Here is a 5,771-nt window from a genome sequence, read left to right on the forward strand (position 1 = left end):
CTAGCTCCTCAATATCAGAGAACGAGGGCTTGCCAGCGATCGTTGCGTTCAGACCATTCAGCGTGGTCTCTAACTCCTCAATATCAGAGAACGAGGGCTTGCCAGCGATCGTTGCGTTCAGACCATTCAGCGTGGTCTCTAACTCCTCAATATCAGAGAACGAGGGCTTGCCAGCGATCGTTGCGTTCAGACCGTTCAGAGCGGTCTCTAGCTCCTCAATGTCAGCAATATCAGAGAACGAGGGCTTGCCATTGATCGCTGCTTGTAGTTCAGAGACTTCTAAGGATGACGCTTTTAGGCTCAACGCCTCATTCACAGCCGTTTGAAGGTTCGAGAAAAACGCCGCCAGAGACGAGTCTGTGACTAGCTGATTGATATCGATGCCGACACAAACCACGCGGCCATCCGTCAGCTTGATGAAAAGTTTCCCGTCTGCTGCATTGATAGAGAGTTGACCAATCACCAACTCATCTGCTCTGGGCACCCGCGCCGGACGGGTATAAGTTCTGTGTGTGATGGGCATCAGTCCTCTACAATTCCGTCGTTAACGGTACTTTCTGGTGAAACCAGGTCAGGGATGTAATCTAGAGTACCAGTGTACTCCCACACACGGATAGTCAAGTCAGGGAGCCAAGGAACCGCCGTAAATGCCAGCAAGTACTTATCGGTCAGAGGTGAAAGCTCAAAAATAGTTTCCTGGTTCAACGGAACCATACGATTGCTCACCTCTGCCCGATCGACAAGTTGTTGCATATATCCGGCTCGTCTCCAGGCGTTGCGAGTTGATGACGTGGTTTTGACCTTGATCACCCGATTGCTGAGAGCCGCCACCAGCCCGATCGGTGGATCGGTTCTAGGTTTGGTAAAAATGATTGAGCCAGCCGATCGCCATGAATTCTGCAACGCCATATCAACAAACGGTTATACGGAACGAGAGCGACCGCCGATGATTTTGAAGTTCTTCGCTTTGGTGCCCTTGAGAAACTCGCGAATCTCTTTCAAGTTGGCAGACGATGGAACCACTATCTGATAGCGAGTAACCGACTTGGCACCGCCTTCGGTTTTCTTGCCGACTGGATCAAGAACGGAGATGTGCTTGCCATAGCGAGAGCCGCTGATGTCCGTGTTGCGGTCGCCAGAGACACGGGTTTGCTGCTCCGGAGTCGCTAGTGTGAGATTGAGGGCCTCGATCGCCTGCTCAGAGGCATAGATCACGTAATCGCGTGTCTCTGTCTTGCCCTTGATCTTTTTGGTCAGTTTGCCAAAATAGACCGCTTTGCGTACTCCAGGATTTCTCCGTTTTCCGGTGCCCGCGCTTGGGCCTGCTGTACCAGCCATTGTTTTACCCTCCTAAATAAAGTCCTCCAATGATTAAGCTAAGTAGTTGACAGTGGACAAAACGGTTTGCCCCTGGGCGTTTTGACTTGCCACGATGGGCATATCCGCCGTGAAGCTGAAAATATCACCCTGAGACGTAAAAGTGAACAAAGTTCCCGCGCCAGTGGGCAGGGTTCCGCCAGCAAGCTGTCTTGCGTTTTCTTCGTTGCTCAGTTCAATGGCGGTGACCATCAGAGCAGATGCATAGTTGGTTGCACCACTCGCAGCGATCGGAGAGCCAACCAAATCAAGAGAAGGATCGGCGGTGTAGTTGTTAGCCGTCAATTGCAGCTTGCCAGCGACGATCGCTACGGTAGCGGGGAAAGAACCCGTGATTGAAACGGAGCCGTTCTCACGATCGTAGTTAACAGCCAGACGTTCTTGAGCGGGGTTCAACGTGGCTTCTTTGGTGGTGGCTTGTTCGGCCAACTCAAGCATCAAAGCAGGAAGATTTGTAGAAACGATTGCCATTGTGTTTGTAAGAGAAAGAGTAGTTAGACGAAGAAGGTCACTGCAATTGGTGGCTTCATCAAATAAAATTTAGCCCGATTAATTGCTACCCGTATCAGTGTTTCCTCGCCTCCTACCCTAGCCCCGGAGGTATTTTTTATTGCAGCGGTTTTCTTGCGCTAGGGGTGTCTCCCCAAATCGGAATTCTTACAGGTCTGCCCAATGGCCCCGTATTTTTGCCGTTTTTTCGACGTGGATAGATGATTGAGGCATAGCTCGGATACATCTTCTCCGACTTCTTGCCCCCGTCTTTTCCGTTACTCCAGCGAAACGACTCTACAACAATGTCGCTAGTTGACAGCTTACTCAGTGCGGTTAGAGTCTGAATTCCTTCGTTGTGAGAGCTAAACCAACCCTGCATTTGTCGTCCGGAGTCCATCTTGCAATGCACATACCAGTCTCCGTACGTGTAGCTTTTCAAAGCCGCTTTGATATCAGCCGCGCTAATCCCCGTCTTGGCATCAGGGACGGAAATTGTTGAATTCTGGCAGAGCCGCGTCCGACCCTTCCAGTACGGCGGTGAGGGTTTGCCATAAAAAATCAGGTTCAAGCATCTCAATTGAGGTTTAGCGGTAATGACCTCGTTCGGGCTTTCCCCCATAAACTGCCCAATGTCTTTGTCCTCAATGATTTGATGGACTGGCATCACCGTTCTGATTGAGTCGATCACTTCTTGCTGAGTGCCTGTGAAGGTGATTTTCTCCTCACTGTCTTTGTGAGGTTGGATTTCAATCGTGCGTCTGGCTTGAACGTCCCTGGATGCAAATCTCTGAGCCGCTATGTGATCGTCGATCGTCATCGTCACCACATAGCCAGCCTCTACGATCGCATCCTCAAATCCGTCGATAAATGCCTCTACGGGTTTTTGCCAAAACTTCGGCAACTGCTCAATCTTTTGCTCAATTTTGCTAGCGATCGACCCGTTCGGTTTGGGTTCGGTGATCTTGGACATGCCAAACCATTCGTTCCGGCGTGAGGTCAGCACCATGTTGATAAACGCATTACTGGCTAACGCTTTAGAGCCAACCTGCATAAAGCGTCGAAAGGCAAATTTCATCTCTTCATTGCTTTCTTCTGCCAGAGCCAGCCCAATGCGAGCGGAAACGACGGGCACTTTCATTCCTTCGATCGCCTGTAGCTGCTTCCCTTTTTTGCCGGGTAAAAATCTACCGATGAAGTGATTAGCCAGCCGGACGGTGCCCCACCCCAGCGCTTCACCTAATCCGGTAGCGGCCGCCGTGACGATCGCTTGATTGTTTTGTTCAATCGTCTTTTCAAGTTCCTTGTCTGTTGCATTCCAGTCGAATGTCTTCAGTTCAAAGTACGCATCTACTAGTACGTCCCAGAGCCTATCAAACGACAAATTGAAGTAGCTGACGACTTTGGAAAACAGGAAGCCACCAATTTTGGCAATTTTGGCGAGAATCCCCTTGCCTTTTTGCACAACTTTCCCGGCCGCATGTCTGGCAACGATCGCTGCGTGGGTGGTTCTGGATCGCAGTCCAGAGGTCGTGAAACTAAGGTTTGACATCCTTTTGACCCTGCTTGTCGTCGATAATTTTGCCTTCTTTTTTCAAGTCTTCCTTAAACTGTTCCCAGGCTTTCTCTTGGGCTTTGATGTGCCGCCTGTCGTATTTGATTGAGGTGCCGGGAATGGTTGATTGCTCTGGCTTTTTGCCCTCCTTGAACGGGTGGTAGAGTGCAGACCGCGCGATTTCCCCATCCTCTAAAGTGCGCTGCACGATCGGAAGCAGTGAGACTTTTTCAACACATTCCCATCCCACATAAGTCTGAGTAGACGGCTCTAAAAACTCTTTAATCTCCTGATTTTGCAGCTTGTTATCAGCACCTGCGGCCGCTGGAGTCACGGTGAGTTTGATTTCTCTCACCTGACCTTGACCCAAATAACCCAAAAATTTAGCGTTGCCCTTGGCATACTCACCAGCCTGACGCGCCGCAATTTTGCTCTGAATCGCTTCAATGATTGCGCGGCTCCCAACGTTCACCGCCGCGTCAGCGTCCTCTGCAATCACCTTCAGCAAGTTGAATAACTCGTAAAAAGCGTGACTCACTGATTCGATTTTGACGTTTGACTCTTTCCCGTCTCCGTCCACGATCGGGATTTCTAGCGGAAACAGCCCTGTTACCGCATCTAGATTTTTAGTGTTCCAGACTGCCAACTCTGCCAAATTTTTGTAGGTGGTCGTTCCTGTTGCGCCTGTATCTGTCAACAGTTGGGCCTGAACTGGGAACGCAGTCACACCAACCGTGTTAGCAATCTTCTGTAGCAGGTCGTTCCCACTTGACATGCCATCCTGCAATCCCTGGATGCAAGGATCAGCGCAGGTACTTCTAGGGGGCGTGGCTTGCGGTTGAGGCTGCTTTTGTTCCTGTTGCTGTTGCGCTTTTTGAGGGTCGATCGTGCCATTCGGTTTGGTGACATCCACAAGTGGGTTAACGGGCTGTCCGTTGATCGTTACTCCCGTGCCAGTGGTTAAAGGTGATTTGCCGTTTTGAGGGGGCGAAATTTGCTTGATTGGCGTGTCTCCGTTTTGAATAGGTTTTCCGTTAATCGTTACGCCTGTGCCCGGTAGATCAAGATTTTTTGAAGGATTCCCGGTAGATGGGGGTGTGCCCGGATTGCCAATCGGTAGGGCCGGATTAGCGAGAGGGCTAGATGGGGACTTGGGGGTGAGTGGATTTTGAATTAACGGCGGGGGTAAAGGGAGAAATGGCAGTGGGAGTCCAGGGTTAAACGTTGGGGTTGCGTCAGGTCTAGCTGTTGGTGCAGGCTTTCCACTGGGTGAATTAAGCGGTGAGGGTGTGGGAGCTTGCGCCGGGGACGTGGGAGCGTCGATCGCTGGCTTGAGGTCAATCTCTGGTAGGTTTGGCCGTCCTGTGTCAGGGTCTGTCGGAATCAGAGGAGGCAACGGAGCCGCGCCAGGCGAGACCGGATCGGGGTCATTGGGATTTTCAGGACTAATAGACAGTCCGCCCGCACTAACACTGCCAGTATCCCCGCTCAATATCCCGCCGCTAGCTGTCCCCGGATTGGCGGTGCCGATCCCATAATCGATCAGGAATTCATAGGCAGTTTGAGGCACCGTCAGCCCCTCTGGAGTTGTAGCCCCCGCAACGATCCTGACTCCTCCAATTTTGCCGGGAAGAACCCCAATAAGAGCGACTCCTGCATCTTGCTGCTGTGTATACCTGCTGCCATCGACCTGATTTATGTAAGTGATGGATGAACTTCGTCCTTGAAGAACGACGTTGTATCTTTTCCCTACGACCTGACCAGGCTCAACCGTGGGAGGAGCCGGAGGAGCCGGGGCAAACCCATCCGGTAGGTTGCCATTGCCTAACCAAATTTGAGTGCGAGGGGCGGTCGGATCGTTGTACGGCGTGACGAAATCCTCTGGAGCGGGGGACTTGAAGTCGTTTGCGGGGTTCGTACCTCCAGGGTGCAGATCTTGAAAGGGTGGATAGTCCTTTTGGGTGACTGGTACAAATCCAGACGGGAACGAGGCATCAGGGATGGGAGGCGTGTAAGCAGGGAGATAGGGACGTGTTCCTGCTGTGGGACTGCCTGAGTTCGTTCGTCCCTGGTAACCGCCCCCAGATGCACCACCGCCTTTTGCAGCCGCCTGATTTGCCATCAATTGGTCATAGAGTTTACGTCGTACTTCTGGCTTGGCTTGTTGGCGATCGATGTAACGCTGTAGCGACTTCTGATACTCATACTCTGTAAGTACAGACTGCGCGGCTAACGGGGTTAAAGCGTTGCCGCCCATTGGATTTGCAAACAGATCACTCATTGGAGTCATCCCGCCTGGGGATTGTAAAATAAATTGTGTCAAAGGTCAGAAGTTGAGATCTAATGAACT

The 5,771-nt window shown here is 51.4% G+C and carries 6 protein-coding genes; all 6 read right to left on the reverse strand.

Annotated elements, in window-relative coordinates; genetic code table 11:
• Positions 1-523: hypothetical protein (locus ACKFKH_RS31060; RefSeq protein WP_446862248.1), on the reverse strand; the 523-nt coding region annotated here is incomplete at its 3' end.
• Positions 523-903 (reverse strand): hypothetical protein, encoded by a 381-nt coding sequence (locus tag ACKFKH_RS31065; RefSeq protein WP_446862249.1) that lies wholly within the window; start codon positions 901-903, stop codon positions 523-525. The genes ACKFKH_RS31065 and ACKFKH_RS31060, both read right to left, overlap by 1 nt.
• A gap of 18 nt (positions 904-921) precedes the next feature.
• Complete coding sequence (locus ACKFKH_RS31070) at positions 922-1,338, reverse strand: hypothetical protein (RefSeq protein ID WP_446862250.1); 417 nt, start codon at positions 1,336-1,338, stop codon at positions 922-924.
• 33 nt (positions 1,339-1,371) lie between these two features.
• A complete protein-coding gene (locus tag ACKFKH_RS31075) occupies positions 1,372-1,848 on the reverse strand; it encodes a hypothetical protein (protein WP_446862251.1) in 477 nt (158 codons plus the stop codon).
• 136 nt (positions 1,849-1,984) lie between these two features.
• Positions 1,985-3,418 (reverse strand): hypothetical protein, encoded by a 1,434-nt coding sequence (locus tag ACKFKH_RS31080; RefSeq protein WP_446862252.1) that lies wholly within the window; start codon positions 3,416-3,418, stop codon positions 1,985-1,987.
• On the reverse strand, positions 3,405-5,702 hold the full coding sequence (locus ACKFKH_RS31085; RefSeq protein WP_446862253.1) for a hypothetical protein: 2,298 nt from the start codon (positions 5,700-5,702) through the stop codon (positions 3,405-3,407). Before ACKFKH_RS31085 ends, ACKFKH_RS31080 begins: the two co-directional genes overlap by 14 nt.
• Positions 5,703-5,771: the final 69 nt, after the last annotated feature.

This window comes from Phormidesmis sp. 146-20, assembly GCF_052939475.1.